Genomic DNA, 25,096 nt, shown 5'->3' with positions numbered 1-25,096 from the left:
TCCATCCCCCGCCCCTATAATATTCTAGACATATAATACTCATCAAAGTATTTACCATGGATGAAAAGCGAATTTCTTTTTGTCCCCTCTATCTCAAATCCCCTTTTCTTATAGAGGGTCACACCTGCAAGGTTTTCCGTGACTACTGTAAGTTCCAAACGGGAGATTTTATGAGTGAGTGCCCACTCTTCTACTCGTTGAAATAATTTTGTACCTATGCCGCGTCCCCGATATTTTTTTAATACACCAATTACCAGATAGGCAGTATGTCTATTTCTTTTCACAGAACCGCCAATGGCGATTAAATATCCTGCAAGCTTTCCATCTTCTTGTTCTGCCACTAGTATGGCAGAATTATTTTCGCTCCTCATTTGTTCCAAACGTTTACGCTGTTGTTCTGGGGAAGTTTTTCTTTCTCCAGCGTCCATCAACATAAAATCTGACTCAGCTTCCACTTGCTTTATTAATTTTAGTAAATTTTCCGCGTCTTCTGGTCGCGCTTCTCTAATAAACATTCGAATTCCCCCTGTAAATATATAAACAAGAAAAAACGATACATAAGACGTATCGCAGTTACTGATTACTCACAATATATCCAAGCCATACGAAGAATAGGAAATTCGGGAACACTAACAAAATGGTTCCTTCAAAGTAATTATATTCAACAGATAGGCTCAGCTATCCTGCCACCCTTCCACAATTAGGAAAATCATAAAAACCTTTTCCTCTGCCCGCAAGTAAACGCCGATCTCACTTTCATAAAATCATACATTAGCGCTGCTTTTCGGCCTTTATCAGTTTCTCTATTTCTTTTATTATGAAGGCATTCCATGAATTCTTTATCACATTGACAAGGTGATATTCCTTTATTTAGACATTGGTCATGTTTTTGGCAGCAGGCATCCACATCATTAATCGGGTCGCCTGGACCGCTGCAGCCGGGTCCGCACCAACGATATCCGGGAAAAATGCAGAAGGAAAAAAGACCACTTCGGCTTCTGTTTTGCAAAACTTATCACCTCCATATCAGTTACTTTATATTAAAATATGCTTGTCTGATAAAAATGAATTGGCTAAGTCCCAGTTTCAAGACAAGTGCTAGCAGAAAGTTATATAATAAAAAAATAATAGTATATACATATTTGAGGAGTAGATCCTTTTGTCTTTCCTTCGGTTTTTTACTTTACTTTTTAAAAATAAATGGCTCATATATATTCTGCTAACGTTAATTCCTTCCTTGGCGATTAGTTCTTATATGGGACAGCATCAGGTAAGTGTTACGGAAGGAGAATATAAAGAGAAAGCTCAGGAGTATGCCAATTTTCATGCCATGACGATTGAGAACTTTCTAGGTGAAACGGTAGGAAGACTAGAAATGCTGGCTACCTCGATCAAGGTCCAAAATAATAACCTTAATGGGGTAGAAAAAATACTGAGGGAAACGATGGGTAAAGATCCGCGTTTTTCAGGATTCTACTGGGCAAGTACAAACGGTGACCTGTTAATTAGCACGAACAAAATCAATTCTCCCGTTAACGTAAGTGACCGAACTTATTTTCAGGAAGCGATTCAATCAGAGAAAACCAGTATATCAGAGCCACATTTTGGCCGTGTAACCGGAAGGTATATCATTTCAATCGCCACCCCAATTGTGAATCATGGAGAAATTCAAGGTGTTCTTGTTGCCAGCTTACGAATCGATGAAATAGAGACAGCAATTCAGAATCTATTAAAGGATGAAATGATTATCGTCTATGATGGAAACGGAAAACAATTAATAAAGGCTGGTTTCATCCCTAAGAAAGATTCGGTTAAATCCAGCATGAATGTTTCACAGGTACCATGGACCATTTCTGCATTCGTCGCTTTTGATAATGAACTCATTTTTTGGAAGAACTTTTTTATTAGCCTAGCCGTGATCTTAATCATTACGAACATCTTATTTTTATTGGCAAAATATGTCCTTTTACATCAAAGATTGAAAAAGGAAAAAGCACAGACGGAGATTCAAAAGCTGGAATTAATCAGCAATCTCGCTGCGAGTACGGCCCATGAAATTAGAAATCCACTTACTGGCATTAAGGGATTAGTGAAGCTCTTAAGTGAGGAAAATGGGGATGAAAAGGCACAAAGATATTTCAATGTCATTCAAACGGAAATTGACCGGATTAATGCAATCGTAAGTGAATTACTGGTGCTCGGCAAGCCGACTGCTTATACACTTAAAACCTACAATGCCAATGACATTATCGCAGAAATCTTCCCGATTATTCATTCCGAGACCAATTTTATGAATGTGGAATTGAACATCCAATACGCTGAAGAAGATCTGCCTGTTTCCTGCGTAAAAGATCATTTAAAACAGGTTATACTCAATCTAACGAAAAACTCCATCCATGCGATGCCCAGCGGCGGCAAACTTACCATTCAACTAGAAAAAGAAGCCGACAATTGTAAAATAACCGTAGCGGATAACGGGGTAGGAATGCAGAAGGATCAAATTTCGCAGGCCTTTAATCCTTTTTACACGCTGAAGAAAGATGGCTCGGGATTAGGTTTAACCGTATGCAAACGGATAATCGAATCCTATGACGGGGATATTTCAATCAAAAGCATGCCAAATGAAGGAACAGAGGTAGAAATTACCCTTCCTCTTTCATTTGAAAAAAAATCGTAGGAATCTCCCTGCGATTTTTTTAATATTCCTTCTCACAAATAGGAGGAATACAATTTTTTCAAGAGAATAATATTGAACGATGGGAGAGTGATAGGATGAAAAGAAAGTCTTTTTTGATGATGCCATTAACTGGCTATGAACCAGAAATTGGCCGTTGGCTCTGGTCCTTAGAAGATGTCCGGCGCACGATTAAAGAACGATTAGCTGGACTGAGTCAGGATTTGATTGATAGAAGGCTAGAAGGAAGACATTCAATTGGAAGCCTGCTTTACCATATTGCGCTGATTGAAGCAGATTGGTTATATGAAGAAGTCCTTTGTTCAGGATGGCCGTCTGAAGTACAAGCTATGTTTCCGTTAGAACACCGGAATTCTTCCGGAGAATTAGCACATTTTCATGGTGAAACCATTGAAGCTCACTTCAACCGCATGGATTCCATTCGTGAAATCTTCCTTTCTCATTTCCGGACAATGGACATGGAGGATTGGAAAAAGCCAAGAGTTTTGCCAAACTACGATGTAACCCCAGAGTGGGTTGTATATCATCTTATTGAACATGAAGCCCATCACCGAGGACAAATTTTTCAACTATTGAGCTATTTGGAGCACCTTAAGGATTAAACTCAAAAAAGGAGCAGCTATGCAAAGTGCATAGCTGCTTTTATATTCATTAAACTTCTTCCCCTTTTTTCATTAAAGCCGAAGAGCCTTTGAACAGTGGCACGAGGAATAAAACACCAACGAAAAAGAGTAAGGCCGAACCTTCATACATCGCGACAAGAGATAAGCTCTTTTTCAACCAGCCGCTCGCAGTCATGGTGATGACCATTGTCCCCATAAACATGGGATTCAATATACCGTTGACACGTCCAATAAAGGCTTCATCGGTATTTTTCAAAATCATTGTATTTATACCAATGTGAATACATGGCATAAACAAACCGCTAATGAATTGTGCCGTCAGCGTGATCCAAAGCTGCTCCGATAGGCCCATCACAAAAAATCCAAGGGCACTTACGGTCATTCCAATTGCAAGCAGAATTTGCGGAGGCGTTTTCTTGGCGAGCCCCATTGTGAGTCCTCCTCCTAAAATCATACCTGCGCCGAATGCAGCCATCAGCCATTGCAGCTGTTCTTTTGGCAAACCTAGTTTTTCAGTAATGAGGAAAACAGCGAGCGGCTGTGTCAGTCCCAGCGCCAAGCCGGCTGCCGCAAAGCAGCCTCCAAGTAACGTAAGTGCTTTGCTGTTCAACACATAACGGAACCCTGCCTTCATTTCCTCGACGAGAGTGGTTTTTTCTTTATTTTCCTCAATTTCACGGTCTGGAGGCAGCAACATCAAAATCAAAGCAGATAAAATAAAAGCAACACCCATGATCGCAATCGCTGCGTTAATGCCGTAATGTTGGTAAACGAACGTTCCAATAATTGGTCCTAGAATCATAAAAACCGCAAACAGCGTCTGATACATGGACATCCCCATCTGAATCATTTCTTCCCTCACATGAAGCTTGAATAGCTTCATTCCCGAAGGCTGGGAAAACTGTGAAAGAATTGAGGAAACCAGTGTTGCAAAGAAAATCGCTTTCCAGCTTCCGAGGACGAGTGTTAATAATACTACAAAAATAGAAACGGCGCTGAGCAAATCACACCAAACCATCGTTCGTTTTGGGCGCCACCTGTCAGCGAAAGTACCCCCAATAAAGGAAAAAAGAAAGATTGGCGCGAACTCGGCAACTGAAATAAGCGAGACCGCCACCGGGTCTTCATTTGTCTGCTCAATTACAAATAATAAAATCGAATAGTTTCGTACCCATATACCAATTTGTAAAAATAATGTCGAAAGCAAAATGGTGCGAATGACTTGATTACGGAATAATGCCCCCATTGAAAGTCCCTGGTTTGTTGGTTCCGTCATAAAAAAAACCTCCTTATCCATCAATCTGGATAGGAGGCACTTTGAGGCAACGGGGCAGAGTACACCGTTCATTACTTGTACTCCCCTATTGCCTATAAAAGCCCGCACTAAACCTATCCAGAAAAATATATCCGTTTTATACGAAATTTTTTTCTAAAAATAGGTTTAGTAGATCATTGGCTTTATGGTCACCCTTTCGTTATATCGTATGTTTTATAGTACTTGATTCTATTCAAAGAATCAAGAGAAATATTGTAGTTTTTGGAAATGGGTATTATTCAGTTGTTAAGCTTTTAAATTTGTAAGCTTCCATTTCTACAATTTTGTTTTTAATACATTCTAAACAATACTGTTTATTTAATTCTTTATTCGCTGAAACACAGGATTCCGTCAAAACAAAACCATTTGGCAGCTGAACAGCTACGACGGTGCACTTTCCAAAGAGCTGGATTATTTCAATTTGTGACTTTTCAATCATCGCATCAATTTCCGACTTTGTTGCTTTCTGGGTAATTTGTTGGTCCTTTACCGCAAAGAAGGAATACTCTGATGGCTCAAATGCCATATCAAAAGCTTGCTGCGTGGTTTCAATGATATCGTTACTGATTAAATTTCGAACCTTCACTTTTCCATCTGGTGTCATTTCCAATAGCTCAACTTTATTCTCTGGTATACCCTTTACTTGAAAAACCTTCAAGTTGTTCCCCTCCATTATGCATAAACCCGCTTTTTTATAGTTTATTCGGGGCCTAGTCAAGCTGTGAATTTTGAAATAAAAAGAGAGCGGCAGTGAAAGGTTCCAAAGGGGTCAGAAGTTAAAAGTTAATTGTGATTGCAGTAGAAAAAACTGGGATTATAAACCTCTCTTAATGCCCATTATGAAATCACGACAATGTATCAGTTTCTAAACAGATACAATCCAAATCCCAACGTATCCCTGCCCCAAGTTAAATAAGTGTGGCGCCAGGCACGAATTCGCTCCAGCATTGCATCATGGTCTGGGTCTTCCGGATTCTCCAGACAATAATTCTCAACCGACATGGAATAGAGCCATTCATATTCATCCCAATCCTCTTCGCTGGCCACATACGACCATAACGGAATTAATCCTAATTCCTCACCAGCTTTCACATTCTCTGCATGGCTTCTGAGCTCAGACTCCTCCGCTCCCCCAAGTGCCGCCAAATACTCTGCACTCGGAGTCTGCTTCCAGTAGCCTTCCCCTATTAAAATGAACCCATTTTTCCGTATGATACCCTTCATAGCCTCCAAAGTAGACTCCAGCCCGCCTAAAGCATGTGTCGATCCGATACAAATTCCTAAATCATAGCTCCCGGCTTCACATTTTTCGACTGCAGCACCAGCATCATCTACAATAAATTCAATGCTTCCCTCGGGAATTCTGGTGCCTGCCCGCCGATTTGCCTCCTCAATGGCCCCTGCATACAACTCAACAGCCGTTCCTGATACCTGGTAGTTTTCCACCAGTCGAATCAGCAGCTCACAGCGGCCAGCACCAATATCAATTACCTTATCCTGCGGTTTAAGCGAGGCCATATCAATCATTTTCATAATCTTTTCTTCACTGATCGGGTTGTAAAAGGCATGATCCCGATGGGCAATCGCTGAAAATTTGTTTCTGTCCAATTTCCTAACCCCCTTTTTTCAATAATTCTATTTTAATACTACATCTCCCATATTATAAGCCAGCTTTTTCCTTCTTTTTAAAATATGTGTTATGATTTTCCATAACAACATAGAGAAAGGATGAAATACGTTGTCATTTGAAAGTGTAAAAGCCCATTTAAAACAATGGAATCGTGAACAAGATATGATGGAGTTTGAAACCTCAAGTGCTACTGTAGAACTGGCAGCCGAAGCAATTGGTGTGATTCCTGCCCGAATTGCGAAAACTTTGTCCTTTCGAGGAGAAGACGATCAAGCCATTTTGGTCGTGGCGGCCGGAGATGCCAAAATCGATAACAAAAAATTTCGCCAAACCTTCGGCTTCAAAGCGCGCATGCTTACTCCCGATGAGGTCCTCGATCAAACCGGACATGCTATCGGCGGAGTTTGTCCGTTTAGCCTAAAAAATGAGCTCGATGTTTACTTAGATGTCTCCATGAAAAGGTTTGAAACCCTATTCCCAGCATGCGGGAGCTCCAACTCCGCAATCGAGTTGACGAATGATGAATTGTTTCAATATTCATTTGCTAAGGATTGGGTTGATGTTTGCAAGGGCTGGGAAGAAGAAGAATTGAAGGAAAAAGTTACTTTAAATCATGAGGCTTAGCTGAAAAAACAAGCAGTTAATAGATGAAACAACTGCTTGTTTTTTTCTGTATTACAATTCCTTTTGATCTACATTTAATTCGATTAAATTTCCATCCGGGTCCGCGCAGAAGATTTGTGCGAATCCACTTATGCTATTGGGCTTTTCTAGAATCTCAATCTCATTTTTTCTCAACCAATTTCTCGTTTCAAGATAGTTTTCTACCCTTAGCGCGAAGTGTCCCTCTCTGCTTGATAGGCTTTGATCCTGTCGAATCGTCTGTGAGGACGGATCCACGATTAGGTGAAGCTGCTTCCCCTCTATTTCATACCAAGCACCTGGAAAATCAAATGCAGGGCGCTCGATTTCTTTCAAACATAGAATCTTTCCGTAAAAAGCTTTTGCTCGTTCTAAATCTGTCACCGAAAGACTGAGGTGATGAAGGCATTTATATTTAATCAAGAAACCATCTCCTAAAAGGTTATTATCCTTATTTTAGATGATAGGAAAAATTTTGTAAAAACCTTAAAAAATTATGGTAAATTTAGAATACTAGACAAATAGAGGTGAACGATTGTGCTGGAAAATTTCCCTGTTTATATGTCCTCCTTTCAACAAGAAAGAAGGATAAGAGTCTATCTGCCGGAAAGTTATAACGACTATGAAAGACGCTATCCTGTATTGTATATGCACGATGGACAAAATGTTTTTGAAGACGAAGGGGCTATCCGAGGGATATCGTTAGGAATGAAGGACCACTTGGAACAGACTGGTCTTGATATTATTGTCGTTGCAATTGACTTGAACCCTGAGGGCGAGGAGCGGGTAAATGAATATTGCCCGTGGGTAAACGGTGAAATCAGTAAGAAAGTTTTAGGTTATCTCAGTCCTTCAGGCGGGAGAGGCGAAGAATATCTGGACTTCATCGTTCATGAATTGAAACCGCTCATCGATAAGAAATACAGAACGGTTACGGGCCATACTTCGATGGCAGGCATATCGCTTGGAGGTCATATTTCTACATATGCTGCCTGCAAGTATCCTCATATTTTTAAAAGAATCGCTGCTATTTCCCCAGGTTTTTACCGTAACCAGGAAGAAATCGAGAAACTATTAAAGAACTCCGACCTCTACGCTATCGAGAAATTTTACATGGACTTTGGCACAAAGGAAGTAGGCGAGGATGAGGAAATGAACCAGTTGTTCTTGGGTCTTACTAGCGGTGTATATGAAATTTTGAAGGACAAAGTGGAGAACCTTCACTTTGAACTTATAGAAGGCGCAGAACACCGTTATGAATTTTTTAGAAAAAGAATCCCATCAATGCTTACCTATTTATTTTCAGACCTCAACAAAAAAGGTATGGCGGATTAATCGCCATACCTTTTTGATTAAAATGGTTTCCATATCATAAGGATAATGATAATGATAAAAATTACATTTGCCACGTATTCATACCGGAAAAGCTCTTTGGCTAAGGGCCAATATTCCTCAGGAATTTCATCACCCTTATGAGATTCTAATAGAGCCTTCACAGGCTTGGACCTTGGTGATAGGAGGATCGGACCAGACGCAAGCGCAATCAAAAAGAGAATAAGACTGATGATATACCACCCCATCCGGAACAGGCTTGGATTAAGGAAGCCCATAATTAAACCTGTCACAAGCAAAAGCGTACCGCCGATCATCACATATATATGTAACTTGTGTCTAATTTTATAGGAATGGCGCAATTCGGTCATTGTATTTCCGGTTTTAACAACGGTTGTTAGGATAAAACCCGGCCCCATTCCGATAATAGCCGAAAAAATATGAATAAAGACAATGACTTTGTAGAAAGTAATCATTTTTAAGACGACCTCCAATCTCTACAAAGACATTTTAACACATATTTTCTCTCCTCATGAATCGACTTTGTTACATATTCATGATTTATAAATGCAGAACCATATGCTCGTCTGCATAATATACCCCATTTATTTTCATGGCCTTTTCCTCATATCCATACTCTTTAAATCCTAGTTTTGTATAGAGCTTTTTGGCCTTTTCATTACTGGCAATAACAGATAAGTTTATTTTTTCAATTGCTTCGACTGATTTTGCTTTCTTTATAGCCTCGGTCATCAGTGCCTCGCCGACGCCAGTGCCGCGTTTTGACGGTGTTACATACATAGCATAGATATTGGCCCGGTGCTTGATTTTTTCCGCCTGTTCTTGCAGTAATGTGACAACTCCAACCAGCTCCCCATTTTCAAACGCTCCAAACGTGTAGTTCCCTGGTGCGCTGAAATTTCGGGCTGTCTGCTCAATCGGATTTTCTCTTTTTATCGCATCTTCATAGCTAGTTAAAAAGGCCTCTGGATTTTGTTTTAAGGCCTCTAGCCTTAAACTCCAATACTTTTCGGCATCAGCTGCGGCTAATAGTCTTATTTCCATGTGGGTTCCCCCTTTGTACTAAACAATCTGTCTACTTCTATTTTTAATTCTTCTAACAACGTAAAGTTGGATTGGCTGCCTAGGCTTTCTACAATTTTCGTATAATACCACTTTTGTTGATCCTTCCCGGCATTAAATCTCTCCCATACTTCTTCGCCAACCTGTTCATAATCGTTTAAAATGGAGCGAATATTGTGGAGTTTATCGGCACAAGCTACCGCACGAATACTTTCGGAAGCGGTCTTTAAAAATTCTATCGTATGCTCCTTCCTATCTTTCCAAGGAAGTGATTTATCTGGTTCGGAGCATCCTGCCACAACTTCAGCAATTTTTGTCCCAAACTCCCGCTCAATATCTTCTAATGTAAGTTCCGTATCTTCCACTGTATCATGCAGGATCGCCGCTGCGACGACGTCTTCACTGTACCCCGCCTTCAATACCAGCATCCCGACTGAAGCAGGGTGAGCGATATAAGGAATATCGGTATTTTTCCTGAATTGGTTTTGGTGTGCTTTACAAGCAACTTGAAGTGCTTTATCAATTACGTCCATTTGAATGACCTCCCTTATATTTATTTTACATCGCAAAGTGGAGAAATAGAAAAAACAAGCAGCAATCTGCTTGTTTTTAAATGGAAAAATCCTCTGGTATAAAAACCTTCAACTGTTTTGGTTTTACGTACACTTCTTCCCCAGTTTTTAGATTGAGGCTTCGAAAGTGTTCTTTTGTTAATTCCGCTTCTAAAAAATCACCATTATCATTTCGGATAAGTTCAAGCTGAACCACTGCTCCAACCAAATGGATATAGCTGATTTTTGCAGCAACTGAATCAAGGCTTTGTTCCCGTTCAATGCTGATATCATAGGGCCGGACATAGCCAACTGCATCCGTATTCATCGATTTTGCAAATTCAGGCGGTGCGTCAACCTGAAAATTCCCTTGGTGCAGTTTCCCATTATGCAAACGCCCCTTAAATAAATTGACATTACCTAAGAAGTGATAAACAAATGGACTATTTGGATTTTCATAGACTTCTTCAGGCGTGCCAATCTGCTCAATTTTCCCTTCATTCATAACGACAATCCGGTCCGCAACATCAAGTGCCTCCTCTTGATCATGCGTCACAAAAATACTAGTAATCTGGTAATCATTATGCAGCTTTCGAAGCCATCTGCGAAGATCTTTCCGAACCTTCGCATCCAGGGCACCAAATGGTTCATCTAATAAAAGGACCTTAGGTTCAACAGCCAAGGCTCTTGCAAGGGCGACCCGCTGCCGCTGCCCGCCAGACAAATTGGATGGATAGCGGTCGGCATAAGCCTCGAGCTTTACTAGTTTCAGTAATTCATAGACCTTGTCTTTAATTTCTTGTTTGGAAGGTCTTATTTTTCTAGGGCGCACCTTCAACCCATAGGCAATATTATCAAAAACGGTCATATGACGGAACAAGGCATAATGCTGGAAAACAAAGCCGACTTTACGCTCCTTCGTATGGATGTGGGTCATATCTTCATCCCCGAAAAGAATGCTTCCCTGATTTGCCGCTTCTAAACCAGCAATAATCCTTAGCAAGGAAGTTTTTCCCGAACCTGACGGGCCAAGAAGAGCAACGAGTTCTCCCGTTTGAATATCAATATTTATTTTTTCAAGGGCTGTATAGGTGCCGAATGATTTTGAGATATTTTGAATTTGGATGCTCATTTTAGGAAGCTCCTTTCGCTTTCCATTCAATTACATTTTTTATGATTAAGGTAAAGATGGCGAATAACGACATTAATGATGCGACTGCGAAAGCTGCGGAAAATTGATATTCATTGTATAAAATTTCAATATGAAGCGGCATCGTATTGGTCACTCCGCGAATATGGCCCGAAACGACCGAAACGGCGCCGAATTCTCCTATTGCTCGGGCTGTGCTCAAAATAATGCCATATAAAAGCCCCCATTTGATATTCGGTAATGTCACCAGCCAAAACGTCTTCCAGCCGCTGGCACCCAGTGTCATGGAAGCTTCCTCATCGGTTGTTCCTTGCGTCTGCATCAATGGTATCAGTTCCCTGGCGACAAAAGGCAGTGTCACCAATAGAGTCGCAAGTACAATCCCCGGTACTGCAAAAATGATTTTGATATTATGGTCAAGCAGCCACTGTCCAAACAGACCGTGTGCACTGAATAATAAAACAAATACCAGACCAGCGATGACGGGGGAGATGGCAAACGGCAGGTCTATAATTGTAATGAGAAGACTTTTACCTTTGAACTGGAATTTGGTCACGACCCAGGCAGCCGTAACACCAAAGATGGCATTCAGTGGAACGGTAATGATGGCTATTGTAGCAGTTAGCTTAATAGCAGCTAAGGCGTCAGGGTCGCTTATCGCATTTAGAAAAACAGCTATCCCCTTTTCGAATGCTTTTATAGAAATCGCTGCAAGCGGCAGCAGCAAAAACAAACATATAAATGCTAAGGAGATTGCGATTAGGAACCAGCGCACCCAGCGTGGTTCTGAATCTTGGATTTTGGTTTGGTTTTGTTGTGGAGCGGTTGAATATTGTAAAGAAACATGCCCGGCCATGGCAACCCTCCTTGCCAAATTTTTTTGATTATTGTTTGCTATACGTTACCTTTTTCTTTGTTTTTAACCTTTTTGGTCACGTAGCCTCTTCCTACGTTACGCTTTTCCTTGTTTCTAACTTTTTTCGGTCACGTAGAATCTTTCTACGTTACCCTTTTCCTTGTTTCTAACTCTTTTCGGTCACGTAGACTCTTTCTACGTTACCCTTTGCCTTCCTTCAAAACCTTTTCGGTCACGTAGAATTCTTTCATATCGAAATTCGCTATATAAACTTCCGATTCGTCCACCACTGCAATAAATTAATAACAAATAACAATATAAAAGAAAAAATAAGCATTACAGCTGCGATAGCCGTAGCTCCCGCGTAATCATATTGTTCCAGTTTCGTCATGATTAACAGCGGGGTAATTTCTGTACGCATCGGCATATTCCCAGCAATAAAAACTACAGAACCGTACTCGCCCAAGGCCCGAGCAAAGGCTAAAGCGAAGCCTGTGAGTGCTGCCGGCAGCAGCTCAGGAAAAATAACTTTCACAAATGTTTGCAATCGGTTCGCTCCCAAACTTGCGGAGGCCTCTTCAATTTCTTTGTCCAAGTTTTGCAAAACAGGCTGTACGGTGCGAACAACAAAGGGTAACCCGATAAAGGTTAAGGCAATGGTAATTCCTAGTGGTGTGAACGCCACTTTAAATCCTAAAAATTGCCCAATCCAGCCATTTTCCGTGTACAACGTCGTTAAGGCTATTCCTGCGATCGCCGTCGGCAAGGCGAAGGGCAAATCAACCAGCCCATCAATGATTCGTCCCCCCGGAAAGCGATAGCGAACTAACACCCAGGCGATTAACACACCGAATACAACATTGATGACCGCTGCCAGTAAGGAGGCACCAATACTAAGCTGATAGGAAGCCACAACCCTTGGTTCCGATATTGTCTGCCAAATTTTCGACCACGGGGCAGCAGCAGAATTAATAAATATCATCGATAATGGCAGAATGACGAGAAAACTAATGTAAAACATTGTAAATCCCAGAGAAAGACCAAATCCGGGAAGGACATGATTCCTTTTTAAAGAACGAAACATGAGGTTGACCCCTTCCGCATTAAACTTTTTGTAAATGAACCACTTCATTTACCCTTTAAGCACTTTTTTCCTTTTTTAGGGAAATGAAACACATTTTCACTTCCCCTTCTAGCTCTTTTCTCCCTGTTAGGGGAAATTAACGGGCTCATTTTTCTATAAACTCTTACTTTCGACCCCAAAATTATTTCGGTTGGTAAATTTGATCAAACGTTCCGCCATCATTAAAGTGCTTTTCCTGTGCTTTTTTCCAGCCGCCAAAATAGTCATCAATCGTTACAAGATTAATTTTTGGAAAAACATCCGCATACTTGGCCAGAATGTCTTGATTGCGCGGGCGATAATAATTTTTGGCAACAATCTCCTGTCCTTTATCAGTGTATAAGAATTTCAAATAAGCCTCTGCCGCTTTTCTTGTTCCCTTTTTATCTACCACTTTATCGACCACGGCAACAGGCGGTTCTGCGAGTATGCTTAGAGAAGGAACCACTATCTCAAACTTGTCCTTGCCTAACTCATTTAGTGTCAAGAAGGCCTCATTCTCCCAAGCTATTAAAACGTCACCAATACCGCGCTCAACAAATGTCGTCGTTGCCCCGCGTGCGCCGGAATCCAGCACTTCAACATTTTTATATAATTGGCTTATGAAGTTTTTGGTCTTTGTTTCATCGCCGCCGAATTTTTCCTGTGCATAAGCCCAGGCCGCTAAGTAATTCCATCTCGCCCCACCTGAAGTCTTCGGGTTCGGTGTAATGACGGAAACGCCTTTTTTCGTTAGATCATCCCAATCCTTAATCCCCTTTGGATTTCCTTTTCTAACAAGAAAAACAATCGTAGACGTGTAAGGTGTAGAATTATCGTCCAGCTTCTTTTGCCAATCCTTCGATAATAAGCCGGCTGTGTTAGCAATTTCATCGATATCATAAGCTAAGGCTAGCGTGACAACATCGGCTTCAAGACCGTCGATGACTGCGCGCCCCTGTTTGCCTGAACCGCCATGGGACTGTTGAATCGTCACTCGCTGACCGGTTTTCTTCTCCCATTCCTTCGCGAATTCCGCATTAACCTCTTCGTAAAGCTCTCGAGTTGGGTCATAAGAAACATTTAATAATTCAATCGGCTCTTTCTTTTTAGCCGCAGCCTCCGTTTTCTTGGCAGGCTGACTGCCCGCCTCATTGCTGCTGCATCCCGCAAGAGCAAGAGCAATAAGCATAAGAAAGAATGATAATTTATAAGCAATTTTTCGACTTAATAACATAGTTAATCCCCCTTTATTCTAATTAAAAAAGGCTGCCTATTTTAGCTCAATGCATAAAGAGTGATTGCCTTTATCAGGCAGCAAGCTCCATTAGCATTGTCTAAAAATAAGCAGCCTTCAGTACGACTGATCGGCAACTTTGTTTGTAAGCGTACGGTTTACATAGTGTGGTCACTTTTGGTCTTTTACGCGCGCACTTTTAGAGGCAAAGCGCGTTTTTTCTGTCTTATCAATTTGTGTGATATTACCGTCATGAACGGTTATGATTACAGAACCATACTCCATATTTTTTAACGTTGATAAAATAAAATTTGCTTTTGCTTGATCGACTATTGCCATTTTATCACTCTCCTATTAAACTCCTAATTTCATATAAGTTTACTTGGTTTTGTCCGAATAAAAAATACCCCTTAAACGGACAACAATGAGGACTCCCCTTACTAATTGGATAAATCATGATCATCCACTCCCCCTTTTGAATAAAAAAAGCCTACACTCAGCAATTGAGTATAAGCCTTTGGTTATCCAATCAGCTTAATATTAAATTATCTGGCAAACCTTTAAATTATTACCATTTTATTCTGACTTTTCCGACCTGTCAAGTGTGTTTTTGAGAAATCTCTTTTTCTTTAAAAAATAACCGAAATGCCTTTACGACGATCCCATCATCAGCAGGCACAAAGTCCAATTGGGGCACCCGTTCAAAGCCAATGCGCTCATACAATCTCATCGCATCTTCCATAAATTCTCCCGTATGAAGCCCGATTGCTTTATGTGCCTTTGCCTTCGACCGACCAATGCATTCATGAATCAAAGCTGTTGCTATCCCTTTGCCTCTTGCTTGTGGGGAAACCGCAAGCATACGAATTTCGGGATAATCCAGTTTTTCCACATATCCGTCATAGGCATCCGTTTTGGCCGGAAACAAAACGACACTCCCCAGTATGGATCCATCTGCAACTGCTACAATCCGCTCGACATCTGGATTATTATCACTTTCTGATAAAATGCCTCGCTTCAATGCCTGCCAATGCCCATCGGGAATTTTTTTCGCATGTTCTTCGTAGGAAATAACTCGCTGCTCCCGAATATACGGCATTTCCTCATCTTTAGCATTACGTATGATCATTTTTATGTCCGCCCCTCAATGGATTAAAAACTTTTCCGTTTTATTACTTAACACTTCACGATTATGCTGCGAATGCAAACCTGATAAGTCCGGACCCTTCGGCAATATATGAAAGCTTTTTTGATCATCGCTCGCGATATGGTTAGATAAATGGTAGTGTACTTTAATAGCATGAAAATCTGTGGTATCTCCAAATCCTGGTGTTTGATAGAGATCACGCAAATAGCCCCATAGATTGGTAAAATCAACAATCCGATTCCGATTTGTCTTGAAAGCTGCGTAATAGGCAGCATCGAAACGGATTAATGTGGCATACAGCCGGACATCTGAATCGGTAATATAATCACCAAATAAGAAGCGGCGTGTTGAGAGACGCTCTTCCAATTCATCTAATCTGGCAAATAGAGTATCATACGCCGCTTCATAGGCTTCTTGAGACTGGGCAAAACCGCATTTATAAACACCATTATTGACATCATGGAAAATGATATCATTTAAGGCATTGATCTCCCCGCGCAAGTATTCTGGATACAAATCGGGAGCATTTTCTTTATGTAATGGGGCCCACACGGTTTCCAGGTAATTTGTCAGTTTAAAATAATCATTGTTTACTACTTTTTGTTCCTTCACATCCACTATCACAGGAACTGTTGGGCGGCCAGTATAATCAGGAGCAGTTTTTTGATAAATTTCACTCATGAATCGGATTCCGAGAACTGGGTCTACTCCGCCATCATCAAGTGAAAATTCCCAGTCCACATAAGGGAGTTTCGGTCGTATGGGGCTGGCGGTTCCTAGACTGATGGCATCTTCTAAGCCTAGGATGCTGCGAACGATTACCGAGCGGTGCGCCCACGGACAGACAGCCGACCATAATAGCCGATATCTTCCCGCCTCAACAGGCAGCTCCCCTTCTTTAGTTCCAAACGGTGTTGTAAATCTATTTTTCTGGCGATTAAAAGAACCATCCGAGCTGATTTCTTTTATTCCTTTTGACATAAGAAAAACACCTTCTTTAGCGATTTTATCCATTTTAGTATTTTTAAGTTTTATTAGTCAATTAATTTTACTGACCATATTTAATATTCAGACTCCCATGTATAAATGACTTCTATAAAAACACAAGAAACGTCTGCTTGGGGTAAGCAAACGTTCTTTGGAGGTAAAAATTTTATTTAGATTTGGCTTTGGTGTAATAATATCTTATGTACAAGATAGAAATGTGAATAGACAAGTGCTGAGACTGAAAAAAATTTTTCAACAAAAAAAGCCCTAACAGGCTTTTTTTGTTGAAAGTATTGTTTTCTTAGAAACAGATAACTGCTCCTACGATGATTAACAAAATAAACAATACAACGATTAAAGCAAAGCCGCCACCGTAACCGAAACCGCCGTAGCCATAGCCGCCGCAACAACCGCCAAATCCACCATAACCGAACATAATATAGACCTCCCTTAGACTTATTCCCTACAATTTATGTAAAGAAACTAAGATTGGGAAGGGCTCTTTACCTAGAAATTTTATGGAAAAATACAGTACCCATTTTTGTTCGGCAAAGTTTACTTTTCTTCAAAACAAAATGGCCCCGTATCTGGGACTTCTTAATAATATTTCGAATCTTTTCCCGCGATTAGTATCTTTCAAGTAATTCGATGATTACTTTGTATGTAGCGGTCGTATCCATATATGCGTATCTGCCTTTTCCGTTCCAAAAATTCCCTCTTTGGATAACTGGATAGCCAAGATTCTCTAGCAATTTCACTTTTTCATCCATATCATGTACGACGAATGAAATATGGTGGACACCTTCTCCTTGAGTTTCGAGATGCTTTTTCCACGTGCTTGGAGAATCACCTGGCTCAATTAATTCCAGCTGAAGTAAAGGCGTGTTAATAAACAAATATCTCGACTTTGCATCGGTTGGCTGCCCTTCAAAAACAACCTGAGTCAGTTCGCTTGGACCTGAGTGAATAATAGATGGTTTTTCCACACCCAATAATCTGCAGTACGCTTCGGCAGCTGCATCCAAATCTTTTACAACAAGCGCAAGCTGCTCGACTTTATTGGTTCCTAATAATGGAGTTAAGACATCGGCAGGTGGTGTGGTGTCCCTTGGTTCCGCACTTTCGAGCAATTCCACGAGTGTTTTATAATCGTTTAACGTATCAACATACACGTATCTGCCATCACTCGACGTAAATTCTCCGCTCTGCAGGAGTGGATATCCGTTTTCCTCAAAAACTGGCAATCTCTCTTCAATAGAATTAACCTCAAAAGCGATATGATGAATGCCTTCTCCAACTGTATCCAAAAACTCGCGCATGGTGCCTGGCTCTTGGTTCGGTTCAATCAATTCAATTTGCACCGTGGGAGTGTTGACGAATACCAGTTTACTGCGGGAATCCGTTGGCTGGCCGCGAAAGACCACTTTTGACACTTCACGGTCTCCGGTTAAGAACCAATTGGGCTTCGGGATGCCAAGAAGTTTAGAAAAGGCTTCTGATGCCTGCTCAATATCACGAACCACAAAAGCGATTTGATTAATGACGTTATTGCCAGCCAGCGGCTTTTTTTCCATTAAGGAATCGGTCAAGTCGATTCACCTCGTTTATGCATTTTTTTCAAAAAAATTGGGCGGTGGCAACCACCCCCCTATCCCAGACCGCGAACAGCCAGTCCTCCATCACTTGAAATCACTTCACCCGTAATAGCGCGTGCCTGATCAGATGCAAGCAGGATATAGGCGCCAACATGATCTTCAGATTTCATCGCAATTTGCAGCGGATTCCGCTTTTTAATGCTTTTCTCTTTTGTTTCGTTATCGACTATTTTGACAAAGGGCTGTAAAGGCGGAATGACATGCAGTGCCGTTAACGTTCCTCCTGGCGCCACCGCATTCACACGTATTTCTGGCGCTAATTCAAACGCCAATTGGCGCATTAATCCAATTTGAGCATGCTTGCTTGCGGTGTACCAAACCCCGCCGCCATCGGGATAGAAGCCTGCGCCGGAAACGGTGAAAATCATATTCCCGGACGTTTTCTTCAGCTCTTCTACACTGGCTTTTGCTCCGTTAAAATAACCCTTTACGTTGATATCCATCAACAGATCATATGCATCCGACATGGCATCTGGTGTAACATTTTCAAACTTGGCAAAGCCGTCGAATACGCCGGCATTGGCCACAAAAACATCCAATTTACCGTAAGTTTCAACCGCTCTCTGGACTGCCCTAACATGATCCTCATAGACCGTCACATCGCCTTCGATACATTGAACCTTGTCACCCAATTGTTGTTTAAGTTCATGTAATCCAGCGGCCGATTTATCGAGGATGGTGACGGTTGCGCCCTCCTTTACAAATGCCTCGGTGACTGCCTTTCCAATACCGGAGGCACCTCCAGTCAAATAAATTGATTTTCCGCTAAGCTGATCCATCAGGGCGCTCCTTTCTATTTAAAACTGCTAATTTTAGAGTTTGGTATCCGAGAGTACATACTGCTTATCCGAGAGTATACCGTTTATCCGAGAGTAAGTTTTGTTTTCGAGAGTAAATACAGTTTATTCGAGAGTTACCCCCGCTTATCCGAGAGTAATTGACATCTATCCGAGAGTAAGTTTTGTCTTCGAGAGTAAATGCTGCTTATCCGAGAGTTAACTCCGCCTATCCGAGAGTAATTGACTTCTATCCGAGAGTAAGTTTTGCTTTCGAGAGTAATTGCCGCTTATCCGAGAGTTAACTCCGTTTATGCGAGAGTAATCGTCTTTTTATCCAAGAATCACGACAAATCACTTTGACGATTAAACAAAAATAGCCAGATTTCTTGTATTTAAAGTCGTTTGGTCGACGATGAAGACGCGCTTGGACAGCTTCCATTCCCCGTCTACGAATGTAAATTCATCCTGACGTTCCCCTGAAATTAAATCGTGGTGGATATCGGTGCTCCGGCTCCGATAGATGGTCAAATAACTGTTTACAACAGCTTTATCATTTGGTACATACTCAAGAAGGCGGACATTATTGACAGACCTTCGTGTCCTTGATGGCGGGATTTCAGCCCAAGCGTAATCCGTTTTTAATCGATCAACGCGTATTTTCAATAATTCAATGTCGTCATAAAAAGCAAACATATCTAAAGAATAATCAGGGCGTTCGATCCCTTCCTTGTTGACCCTGACCGGCATGGAATAAGAAATATCAGGGTGCAGCATGCTGAACCATCCATCAAAATCAATATCATCCAACAGTTTCGCTTCTAAATATAACCATTGTTCAAATTCATAGGTTGCCAGCATCTTCTCTAAACTCATCATGACTCCTCCTTATACTTTTTTTATCTTCGCTTACTTCAAAAATACCTTAAGAAGTCATTAGATCAAGCCAGTAGCGATAAAAGTTTCTTTGATTGGCCTCTGTGAATTTATCATCATAAACAACCCCCGGCCCAATGAAACCCTCTACAGGCTTGCGATGTAAGCCCATCGTATAGTTAAAAGTCAGCTGTTTAACCAATGGCATCGTACCAGACGCGGCAGCGGTAATATCCGTAAATACCTCTGTGTCATCCTGTTCAAAAATTCCTGAAGGACTGAATGTTAAAATAAACGACTCACGGGAACGTCTTTTCCAATCGCTTGAAGCGTTCTTCTCCACTAACAACCAAGTAATGACCTCCATCTTGTCGACACTTATCGGTCTCCATAGACGAACAGAAGTGTTCGAAATCAACTGGCCTTTGACTTTTGTATGGGAAATTAAGAAAGATAGATTCGGAAAAATATTGCCAATCATATTTTTTAGATTGCACAAAACATCATACTGTTCATCTGTTAAATTAGACTTGTATTCTTCTTTTAGTTCCTCCGGAAAAGCAAAATCAGGATTCGGAGTGCCGAGATTTAAGCCATGCCCATTGGTTGTATGGATTTGATAGCCTTTTTTGGAATAGGTGGCACTTGGGACCATTCCCAATTTAACAATGGAACCATGAGTAACCATCGTATGATAAGAGTCGCCGACAAAATTATCTGCACCTATTTTCCAGTTCGAATGAATAACGAATCGTTGGGGCGGCCCCACGACCTCCATTTCGGCCCGGCCTGCTAAAATATCGAGATACCATTTAAATTCACCCAAAAAGTCTTCTAAAGGTTCGGCCTGATCATTCCATGTGCCGAACAAAAGACCTTTATAGGATTCGATTTTAATTTTATGAAGCCCTAATCCAGATTTATCGAAATCCCCGCCATAAATATCCTTTTGCAGCGGTACCCCAATACAATCTCCATTGTTTTTAAAATTAAAGCCATGATATGGGCAGGTAAACGAAGATTTATTTCCTGCATCGGCCCGGCAAAGCTTCATACCGCGGTGGGTACACATATTATATAGGCCGCGAATTTCGCCATCTGAACCTCTGGAAATAATCACCGAATAACCAGCAAGGTCCCTTGTAATGAAATCATTTTTGTTTGGAATTTCAGATTCATGTCCGATAAACAACCATGTTTTTAAAAATACTTTTTTATGCTCAATGTCATAAATCTTTGGGTCACCTAGAAGTGAGGCAGGAATTGCGCCCATTTCTGGCTGAACGGATTCTTTTAAGTATTCAATCGCATCTTGCTGAGACATTTCTTCAAGATTTATGTTTGTTTTCATCATAGCCTATTCCCCCTAAGTACTAAATTCTTGTATCTTATTTTTACAGGAGAATGATTTCAAAAATCTTCGGGTTTCCCCTGTTTTCTTCCTTATTATAAATGAACATTCCCATTTTCATTCTAGCACTTATCCGACCTTGACCACCGCATCTTTATTTTTCAAAACTGACAAGACACTAAGGGCAGCGAGGTAGCTTGTTCTTGGATTATTCGGCATTGGATCATTCTCGACAACCAGAGATAATTTTCCGAACGACCCAGCGGCCTCAATCGAGTGGCTGTTTTTCCGAACTGCTGGATCCGATATAATTTTAACTACCGTTTTATCCGTACCCAAGCCCGCTAAGGACAAAATGATTGATACATTAATATTTTTCGGAAACAATTCAATCGCCTCATGAGCTGAGCCCTCGAACATCACTTGTTCGCAGTCAGCAGGAGCACCTGGCAGGGCCGCCGGTGGCTTCCTTGTTACAATCGAAACCGATTCCAGCTCGCCAATGGATTTAGCTGCCTTCAGGATATCCAATCCGCCAATCGCCCCTGATGGCAAATATATTTTTGTGCAGTTTTTTTGGCAAATTTCTTCGAGCTGCCGATAAAAATCCACATCGGCTAACGCGCCGACACTGCTAAGCACTAAGTCTTTTCCGCTTGAAAGAATGTCCGCTGCATAATCCTTCACCACTTGAATCGTCGCCGCTTCAATCACAAGGTCAATGTCAGTTGACTGAATCAAGGATACAGGACCTGCAAAACTTTCTGTCCCAAACTGCGCGGCAAGCTGTACGGCGGTTTGTTGGTTCCTTGTGTAAAGGCCAACAATTTTACTTCCCGGAAGGAGACCATCGATATTGATGCTTTGGAGAAGAAACTTACCAATATTTCCTCCGCCAATTAACCCTATTTTCATCTGGTTTCCTCCTTTTAGTTGGCCAAACCATAAGAATCTGCGAAATATTCCAGCCCGCAATGTCTGGTTTCACGGGAAAGCCCGCTTTCTTTGAGACCAGGAAAATCAAGATGAAGGTCTTGGAACACGGTATGGTTATTATGGAATACGGCACCAGCTTCCAAGCGGTCCGCCAATTTCACGCCAAGCGCTTCATCTTCTGTCCAAACAGACGCCCGTAAACCAAACTCACTGTCATTGGCAAGCTTCACGACTTCATCGATATTGGAAAACGGGAGGATTGGGATAACAGGGCCGAATTGTTCCGCCCGAACGATTTCACTTGTTTGCTCTACACCGGTAATGATAGTCGGCATAATAAAATAACCTTGTTCCCATGATTCCGGATCCAGCTGAATGCCTCCTGCTATGACGTTAGCTCCTGATTCAGCTGCTCGTTTGATCAGGCCGTTAACATAGTCGTATTGGGACTTATTATTTAATGGCCCCATTTCCACATCAGGCTGAATCCCATTTCCAACCCGAATACGGCTGAATTCTTTCTTTAATTTTTCAACCGCTTCCTCATATCTAGATTCGTGCACATAAATCCTTTTAATCGCTGAACACACCTGCCCTGCCGCACGAAGAACTCCAAAACGCAGACGCTTGATTGCTTCATCATCCAAATTTACATCCGGAAGAAGAATTGCAGCATCGTTCCCACCAAGCTCCATGTACAGTTTCTTTACGGTGCCGCTGGCGGCGCGCATAATTTCCTTCCCCGTTTCCGTGCTTCCAACGAATGCAATCGTGCGAACCCTTGGATCCGAACAAAGCGCATCTCCAATCACACTTCCAGAGCCTGACACAACATTGATGACCCCATCTGGAAAATAGGAAGCGACGACTTTTAAAAATGTCATGATTGTTAATGGACAGCTGGTTGCCGGCTTCACAACGACCGTATTTCCAGTCAGAACAGCCGGAATGACCCGCTTAAAGGTCAGAATCATCGGTGAATTCCAAGGCGAGATGATCGCGGCAACACCCCGCGGACGCTTGCGGATTTGCACCTTTTGATTCCCAGGCAGGCTTTCAGGCTGCCACCATTCTAGTAATTCCTCTGCCCCTTGCTTCATAATATCGACACATCGGAGTAAATCCTTTTTCGCTTCAATTAAGACCTTACCATTCTCGCGGACTAGCAAACTAACATTCTCTTCAATGATGGCACGAATCTCCTCAGCTGCCAGCTGCATCCGGTTTGCCCGGTCATCAATTTTACTTTGCGACCAGCTTTCATAGGCTTTAGCTGCTGTGGCCACCGCCTGGTCTACGTCCTCCTTTGAACATAAAGCCACTTCGCCGACCACTTCACTCGTATTGGCTGGATTGATGACATTTGTTGTTTTTTCCGCTTGAATCCATTTTCCGCCGATCAGGTATTTACCAGAAACAGATGGATATGTTGAGATCACTGTCATTCCTCCTTATAACTTCTTTGGCTTGAAAGCATCTGCAGCGCCCGGAGGACCTCCAAATGGTTTCGCCATTGGTCCAACCGCTTCCATGTCGACCACAATCATGGTTGGCTTCTTACTTTCTACTGCCTTCTCGAGCTCTGTAACAAACTCTGTTGGTGATCCAATTCGTGATGCTTCAAATCCCATTGATTGACTTAACAGCACAAAGTCAGGGCTCATCAGATCAACAGCCACTTGACGTCCATAAGCAGCACTTTGTATATTTCGAAGCACCCCGTAACCTGCATCATCAAACAGGACAATAATTAATGGCAGTTTTTCTTGAGCGGCGGTTGCCATTTCGCCGACATTAACCATAAACCCGCCATCACCTGCCATCAGGACAACCGGGCGATCCTTGAAGCCCATTTGCGCACCAATCGCAGTTGGCAGCCCTTGACCAATTCCGCCTCCAGATGCGTGAATTGATGTCCTAGGTTCATAGATTTCAAAAAGGCGGCTGCCCCAAACATTCGCTTGAACGGTGACATCGCGGACTAAAATCGTGTTTTGCGGCAGTACTTTTCGCATGCCATCTAGGATTTGTTCATATGGCCCAAGTGTGGCTCTTAACTGGGTACGCAATTCTTCCCGAACGGACTGTACTTCATCAAGATAAGCAGAATCCGGAACAATAGATGTATTAGATAATTCTTCATTTAACCCTTGTAAAATTTGTTTGGCATCCCCTAATAGCCCATAGCTTGCTTCATAGTTTCGATTGATTGCCAGCCAGTCGGCATCAATGGCGATGTGTTCTTTTGGAACAGTGACTTTCCAATTGGAGGTTTCATTCCCTCTAAATCGAACACCTATACTGATCAACAAGTCGGCCTTTTTCAACAGGTCTTTCGTTAATTCATATGCGGCAAAGTGACCGATACACTGAGGATGGTCTTCTGGAATACTTCCTTTTCCAGACTGGCTTGTGATGACAGCCGCTCCAATCTTTTCTGCCAGCTCTTGAACTTCTTTTGATGCACCGGATGTAATCACTCCTCCTCCTGCCCAAATAACCGGACGGCGGGCTTGGGAGATTTTCGTTAATGCCTCTTCAGGCAAATATGGAAGGGTTTGATTAGATGGAGCCATTGTTCTGATTTCATCAATCGGATAATTTGGGATAATAGCAGATTGAAAATCAATGGGGATTTCAAGCGTTACAGGTCCTGCCGGATAGGCAAAGGTGTCCTGAATCGCTTGCCTGACAACAGCCGCTGCCTGCTCAGGCCTTCTTAAACGGACCGCTTTTTTACTGCACCCTTCCATCATCGACAACTGGTCCTTACATTCATGGATATATCCCCTGCCAGTTCCTAGATAAGATGAAGCCACCTCACCGGTTAGATGAAGAACCGGTACCCCTGCTGCCCATGCTTCAATTAAAGAACCTGCGGCATTCCCTGATCCCGTTCCCGTACTTGTAATCACTACACCTAATTTCCCTGTCGCTCTAGCATAGCCGTCCGCCATATTGGCCGCGCCGCTCTCACCGCGGGAACAGACTAAATGAATGCTCCCTTCGCGAAGGATCGCATCATAGATTGGCATGTTGTGGATACTGACAATGCCGAAAGCTACTTCCACGCCGGCACGAACAAGTTCCTTTACTACTGCATCTGCTGTTGTAAATTCCATTTGCTTTTGTTCACTCATCATCTATTCCTG

28 protein-coding genes are annotated in these 25,096 nt (G+C 41.9%); 4 read left to right on the top strand and 24 right to left on the bottom strand.

The genetic code is table 11. The features are described 5' to 3' along the window. Positions 1-14: 14 nt before the first annotated feature. Both LC455_RS06735 and LC455_RS06730 read right to left on the bottom strand, forming a co-directional pair. On the bottom strand, positions 15-515 hold the full coding sequence (locus LC455_RS06735; protein ID WP_223589270.1) for a GNAT family N-acetyltransferase: 501 nt from the start codon (positions 513-515) through the stop codon (positions 15-17). A gap of 194 nt (positions 516-709) precedes the next feature. Beyond that, a complete protein-coding gene (locus tag LC455_RS06730) occupies positions 710-1,009 on the bottom strand; it encodes a phospholipase (RefSeq protein WP_223589269.1) in 300 nt (99 codons plus the stop codon). 150 nt (positions 1,010-1,159) lie between these two features. On the opposite strand from LC455_RS06730, the gene LC455_RS06725 reads away from it, so the two are divergent. Further along, complete coding sequence (locus LC455_RS06725) at positions 1,160-2,677, top strand: ATP-binding protein (protein WP_223589267.1); 1,518 nt, start codon at positions 1,160-1,162, stop codon at positions 2,675-2,677. Between the two features lie 95 nt (positions 2,678-2,772). Beyond that, positions 2,773-3,297, top strand: a complete 525-nt coding sequence (locus LC455_RS06720) for a DinB family protein (protein ID WP_223589266.1) — start codon at positions 2,773-2,775, stop codon at positions 3,295-3,297. Positions 3,298-3,346: 49 nt separating this feature from the next. On the opposite strand, the gene LC455_RS06715 is transcribed toward LC455_RS06720, so the two are convergent. The 3 genes from LC455_RS06715 to LC455_RS06705 all read right to left on the bottom strand — a co-directional run bounded on the left by LC455_RS06715 (position 3,347) and on the right by LC455_RS06705 (position 6,241). Continuing rightward, a complete protein-coding gene (locus LC455_RS06715; protein WP_223589264.1) occupies positions 3,347-4,594 on the bottom strand; it encodes an MFS transporter in 1,248 nt (415 codons plus the stop codon). Positions 4,595-4,868: 274 nt separating this feature from the next. Beyond that, on the bottom strand, positions 4,869-5,291 hold the full coding sequence (locus tag LC455_RS06710) for a Gp49 family protein (RefSeq protein ID WP_223589262.1): 423 nt from the start codon (positions 5,289-5,291) through the stop codon (positions 4,869-4,871). Positions 5,292-5,491: 200 nt separating this feature from the next. Further along, positions 5,492-6,241 (bottom strand): SAM-dependent methyltransferase, encoded by a 750-nt coding sequence (locus LC455_RS06705; protein ID WP_223589261.1) that lies wholly within the window; start codon positions 6,239-6,241, stop codon positions 5,492-5,494. A 130-nt stretch (positions 6,242-6,371) separates the two neighbouring features. On the opposite strand from LC455_RS06705, the gene LC455_RS06700 reads away from it, so the two are divergent. Next, positions 6,372-6,887 (top strand): YbaK/EbsC family protein, encoded by a 516-nt coding sequence (locus LC455_RS06700; protein WP_223589260.1) that lies wholly within the window; start codon positions 6,372-6,374, stop codon positions 6,885-6,887. Positions 6,888-6,938: 51 nt separating this feature from the next. On the opposite strand, the gene LC455_RS06695 is transcribed toward LC455_RS06700, so the two are convergent. Next, entirely contained in the window at positions 6,939-7,328 is a 390-nt protein-coding gene (locus LC455_RS06695; RefSeq protein ID WP_223589258.1) for a VOC family protein, read from the bottom strand. Positions 7,329-7,442: 114 nt separating this feature from the next. On the opposite strand from LC455_RS06695, the gene LC455_RS06690 reads away from it, so the two are divergent. Beyond that, positions 7,443-8,240, top strand: coding sequence for an alpha/beta hydrolase (locus tag LC455_RS06690; protein WP_223589256.1), 798 nt, complete (start codon positions 7,443-7,445; stop codon positions 8,238-8,240). Between the two features lie 17 nt (positions 8,241-8,257). Here the strand turns inward: LC455_RS06690 and LC455_RS06685 are convergent, their stop codons facing one another. The 18 genes from LC455_RS06685 to LC455_RS06600 form a co-directional block, all read right to left on the bottom strand. After that, on the bottom strand, positions 8,258-8,713 hold the full coding sequence (locus LC455_RS06685; protein ID WP_223589255.1) for a DUF2269 family protein: 456 nt from the start codon (positions 8,711-8,713) through the stop codon (positions 8,258-8,260). Between the two features lie 85 nt (positions 8,714-8,798). Beyond that, a complete protein-coding gene (locus LC455_RS06680) occupies positions 8,799-9,302 on the bottom strand; it encodes a GNAT family N-acetyltransferase (RefSeq protein ID WP_223589253.1) in 504 nt (167 codons plus the stop codon). Continuing rightward, positions 9,293-9,853 (bottom strand): HD domain-containing protein, encoded by a 561-nt coding sequence (locus LC455_RS06675; RefSeq protein ID WP_223589251.1) that lies wholly within the window; start codon positions 9,851-9,853, stop codon positions 9,293-9,295. The genes LC455_RS06680 and LC455_RS06675 overlap by 10 nt, the downstream gene beginning before the upstream one ends. Before the next feature lie 76 nt (positions 9,854-9,929). Then, complete coding sequence (locus LC455_RS06670) at positions 9,930-11,003, bottom strand: sulfate/molybdate ABC transporter ATP-binding protein (protein ID WP_223589250.1); 1,074 nt, start codon at positions 11,001-11,003, stop codon at positions 9,930-9,932. 1 nt (position 11,004) lies between these two features. Then, the gene (gene cysW, locus LC455_RS06665) at positions 11,005-11,877 is read right to left on the bottom strand and encodes a sulfate ABC transporter permease subunit CysW (protein WP_223589248.1); all 873 of its coding nucleotides are present in this window, start codon (positions 11,875-11,877) and stop codon (positions 11,005-11,007) included. 262 nt (positions 11,878-12,139) lie between these two features. Then, entirely contained in the window at positions 12,140-12,961 is an 822-nt protein-coding gene (cysT, locus tag LC455_RS06660) for a sulfate ABC transporter permease subunit CysT (RefSeq protein ID WP_223589246.1), read from the bottom strand. Between the two features lie 181 nt (positions 12,962-13,142). Then, the gene (locus LC455_RS06655; RefSeq protein ID WP_223589245.1) at positions 13,143-14,216 is read right to left on the bottom strand and encodes a sulfate ABC transporter substrate-binding protein; all 1,074 of its coding nucleotides are present in this window, start codon (positions 14,214-14,216) and stop codon (positions 13,143-13,145) included. A gap of 171 nt (positions 14,217-14,387) precedes the next feature. Further along, positions 14,388-14,555, bottom strand: coding sequence for a YezD family protein (locus LC455_RS06650; RefSeq protein WP_223589243.1), 168 nt, complete (start codon positions 14,553-14,555; stop codon positions 14,388-14,390). A 259-nt stretch (positions 14,556-14,814) separates the two neighbouring features. After that, positions 14,815-15,345, bottom strand: coding sequence for a GNAT family N-acetyltransferase (locus tag LC455_RS06645; protein ID WP_223589241.1), 531 nt, complete (start codon positions 15,343-15,345; stop codon positions 14,815-14,817). A gap of 15 nt (positions 15,346-15,360) precedes the next feature. Continuing rightward, positions 15,361-16,344 (bottom strand): glutathione S-transferase family protein, encoded by a 984-nt coding sequence (locus tag LC455_RS06640; protein WP_223589240.1) that lies wholly within the window; start codon positions 16,342-16,344, stop codon positions 15,361-15,363. A gap of 307 nt (positions 16,345-16,651) precedes the next feature. After that, complete coding sequence (locus LC455_RS06635; protein ID WP_263297696.1) at positions 16,652-16,786, bottom strand: YjcZ family sporulation protein; 135 nt, start codon at positions 16,784-16,786, stop codon at positions 16,652-16,654. Between the two features lie 190 nt (positions 16,787-16,976). Continuing rightward, a complete protein-coding gene (locus LC455_RS06630) occupies positions 16,977-17,939 on the bottom strand; it encodes a VOC family protein (RefSeq protein ID WP_223589238.1) in 963 nt (320 codons plus the stop codon). Positions 17,940-17,998: 59 nt separating this feature from the next. Further along, a complete protein-coding gene (locus LC455_RS06625) occupies positions 17,999-18,784 on the bottom strand; it encodes an SDR family NAD(P)-dependent oxidoreductase (RefSeq protein WP_223589237.1) in 786 nt (261 codons plus the stop codon). A 363-nt stretch (positions 18,785-19,147) separates the two neighbouring features. Continuing rightward, entirely contained in the window at positions 19,148-19,657 is a 510-nt protein-coding gene (locus LC455_RS06620; protein WP_223589235.1) for an aromatic-ring-hydroxylating dioxygenase subunit beta, read from the bottom strand. A 49-nt stretch (positions 19,658-19,706) separates the two neighbouring features. Beyond that, entirely contained in the window at positions 19,707-21,011 is a 1,305-nt protein-coding gene (locus LC455_RS06615) for an aromatic ring-hydroxylating oxygenase subunit alpha (protein WP_223589233.1), read from the bottom strand. Positions 21,012-21,137: 126 nt separating this feature from the next. After that, positions 21,138-21,923, bottom strand: coding sequence for an aspartate dehydrogenase (gene nadX / locus LC455_RS06610; protein ID WP_223589232.1), 786 nt, complete (start codon positions 21,921-21,923; stop codon positions 21,138-21,140). Between the two features lie 14 nt (positions 21,924-21,937). Then, positions 21,938-23,389 carry an aldehyde dehydrogenase family protein gene (locus LC455_RS06605; protein WP_223589230.1) on the bottom strand — a complete coding sequence of 484 codons (1,452 nt, stop codon included), beginning with the start codon at positions 23,387-23,389 and terminating at the stop codon, positions 21,938-21,940. 6 nt (positions 23,390-23,395) lie between these two features. Next, entirely contained in the window at positions 23,396-25,084 is a 1,689-nt protein-coding gene (locus LC455_RS06600; RefSeq protein WP_440446384.1) for a thiamine pyrophosphate-binding protein, read from the bottom strand. Positions 25,085-25,096 lie beyond the last annotated feature (12 nt).

The sequence above is a fragment of the Neobacillus bataviensis genome (genome assembly GCF_019969725.1).
Note: the sequence above shows the minus strand (reverse complement) of the source record. Positions and strands in the feature narration are given on the sequence as shown.

What these genes read in the sequence shown, in the direction of transcription:
- LC455_RS06735 (WP_223589270.1), bottom strand. Translation starts at nt 515, where the DNA reads ATGTTTATTAGAGAAGCGCGACCAGAAGACGCGGAAAATTTACTAAAA.
- LC455_RS06720 (WP_223589266.1), top strand. Translation starts at nt 2,773, where the DNA reads ATGAAAAGAAAGTCTTTTTTGATGATGCCATTAACTGGCTATGAACCA.
- LC455_RS06715 (WP_223589264.1), bottom strand. Translation starts at nt 4,594, where the DNA reads ATGACGGAACCAACAAACCAGGGACTTTCAATGGGGGCATTATTCCGT.
- LC455_RS06685 (WP_223589255.1), bottom strand. Translation starts at nt 8,713, where the DNA reads ATGATTACTTTCTACAAAGTCATTGTCTTTATTCATATTTTTTCGGCT.
- LC455_RS06680 (WP_223589253.1), bottom strand. Translation starts at nt 9,302, where the DNA reads ATGGAAATAAGACTATTAGCCGCAGCTGATGCCGAAAAGTATTGGAGT.
- LC455_RS06675 (WP_223589251.1), bottom strand. Translation starts at nt 9,853, where the DNA reads ATGGACGTAATTGATAAAGCACTTCAAGTTGCTTGTAAAGCACACCAA.
- LC455_RS06670 (WP_223589250.1), bottom strand. Translation starts at nt 11,003, where the DNA reads ATGAGCATCCAAATTCAAAATATCTCAAAATCATTCGGCACCTATACA.
- cysW (WP_223589248.1), bottom strand. Translation starts at nt 11,877, where the DNA reads ATGGCCGGGCATGTTTCTTTACAATATTCAACCGCTCCACAACAAAAC.
- cysT (WP_223589246.1), bottom strand. Translation starts at nt 12,961, where the DNA reads ATGTTTCGTTCTTTAAAAAGGAATCATGTCCTTCCCGGATTTGGTCTT.
- LC455_RS06655 (WP_223589245.1), bottom strand. Translation starts at nt 14,216, where the DNA reads ATGTTATTAAGTCGAAAAATTGCTTATAAATTATCATTCTTTCTTATG.
- LC455_RS06650 (WP_223589243.1), bottom strand. Translation starts at nt 14,555, where the DNA reads ATGGCAATAGTCGATCAAGCAAAAGCAAATTTTATTTTATCAACGTTA.
- LC455_RS06645 (WP_223589241.1), bottom strand. Translation starts at nt 15,345, where the DNA reads ATGATCATACGTAATGCTAAAGATGAGGAAATGCCGTATATTCGGGAG.
- LC455_RS06640 (WP_223589240.1), bottom strand. Translation starts at nt 16,344, where the DNA reads ATGTCAAAAGGAATAAAAGAAATCAGCTCGGATGGTTCTTTTAATCGC.
- LC455_RS06635 (WP_263297696.1), bottom strand. Translation starts at nt 16,786, where the DNA reads ATGTTCGGTTATGGTGGATTTGGCGGTTGTTGCGGCGGCTATGGCTAC.
- LC455_RS06625 (WP_223589237.1), bottom strand. Translation starts at nt 18,784, where the DNA reads ATGGATCAGCTTAGCGGAAAATCAATTTATTTGACTGGAGGTGCCTCC.
- LC455_RS06620 (WP_223589235.1), bottom strand. Translation starts at nt 19,657, where the DNA reads ATGAGTTTAGAGAAGATGCTGGCAACCTATGAATTTGAACAATGGTTA.
- LC455_RS06615 (WP_223589233.1), bottom strand. Translation starts at nt 21,011, where the DNA reads ATGATGAAAACAAACATAAATCTTGAAGAAATGTCTCAGCAAGATGCG.
- nadX (WP_223589232.1), bottom strand. Translation starts at nt 21,923, where the DNA reads ATGAAAATAGGGTTAATTGGCGGAGGAAATATTGGTAAGTTTCTTCTC.
- LC455_RS06605 (WP_223589230.1), bottom strand. Translation starts at nt 23,389, where the DNA reads ATGACAGTGATCTCAACATATCCATCTGTTTCTGGTAAATACCTGATC.
- LC455_RS06600 (WP_440446384.1), bottom strand. Translation starts at nt 25,084, where the DNA reads ATGAGTGAACAAAAGCAAATGGAATTTACAACAGCAGATGCAGTAGTA.